Here is a 1,208-nt window from a genome sequence, read left to right on the forward strand (position 1 = left end):
ATCTCCAGGTCTTCGCTTGTGTGTACGACGACCAGATTGAAATGATCATTGCGCATAAGGCTTCGGATGATTTCGATAGCCAGCGCCCCGTCGCCGGGTTTCGCTTTGTCGAGCTGGTAGTCAAGAACAAGAAGATCCGACTGATGTAGATGGGAAGCTATTTTTACCTCTGCGCCCGACGATACGTTTGTGCCGTCATGGATGTCGACCAGAAGAGCGCGCCCGGGAATTCTGAAGCTCGCGATGACTTTCTTTATGCGAGCAGGATCTTTGTACCAATCCTTGGTCTTCGGATGTTCTCTCTGCTCACTTCTTGCGATCTCGGCGTCAAGCATTTCGTCGAAAGTGGGGTAGTCGTCGTCCACGATCAAAACCGAACGAATCGGCTTCACGAAAGCTTCTTTCACAAAGGCCGAGTAGTGTTCACCGGCCATCGAACTCAGCACCCCTAAATGAAATAAGGAAGTTGGCACCTTTTAGCGGCATTTCCGCAACGACTGGCTCGTATCGTATCCTGTGGCCTCCAGCTGCCAGATTGGCTCTGGCGAGATACAATCCCACCCCGCGACCGCCTCGCGCCTTCTTTGTGAAGAAAAGGCTGAAAAGGCTTCCTACGTCCTCGGGGTCCACCCCAGGACCACTGTCGGAAATGACAACCTCGTCACCAATAACATCAATCAATATGCGACGCTCCCCCTCTGACGCCGTTCCCACCCAGTAGATGCTGTTGTTCAACAGATTAATGAACACTGGGTAGAGTCGTGATTGCTGATCGTAGATCCGAAGAGATCGGAATTTGGCGCTAACGTCTAGAGTTATCTTATTCTTGGCTAGATTAAGTTTGAAGAATTCGGAAAGATATTCGCCGATCTCGGCGCCGGTGATCCAACGCTGAATGCGCTGCCCAGCGAGCCTCAAGGGCGATAGGAACCTTAGCTGATCTGTAAGGCCGTCGTAGCCGAACTCAATGTCTTGCACGGCTTTGCTGTTGCGCACTTCGTCGGGAAGCTTGCGGAGGGCCGAGCCAATGATATCATCGTAGGCCTGCAACTCATGCCCTACGATCTCCACAGCGATCCCAAGTTGGGCTAGGCTGTTGAGTCGTTCAAGCTCTACTCGAAGGTCGCTTAGTTCCTCCATTCCAAACGACGCTAGGTGTTCAAGATCGATGCTTTCCTTCAGGCTTTCAAGCGCGCCAATGTAAGGAC

Annotated in this window: 2 protein-coding genes; both read right to left on the reverse strand. The window is 52.2% G+C overall.

Features of this window, described 5'->3' with window-relative positions:
* On the reverse strand, positions 1-434 hold a 434-nt coding region (locus tag AC1DX0_RS36090), incomplete at its 3' end, for a response regulator receiver domain (RefSeq protein WP_477359309.1).
* Positions 424-1,208 (reverse strand): ATP-binding protein (locus tag AC1DX0_RS36095; RefSeq protein WP_477359312.1); only part of this gene is annotated, 785 nt, incomplete at its 5' end. The genes AC1DX0_RS36095 and AC1DX0_RS36090, both read right to left, overlap by 11 nt.

The sequence above is a fragment of the Mesorhizobium sp. P3_A9 genome (assembly GCF_056402975.1).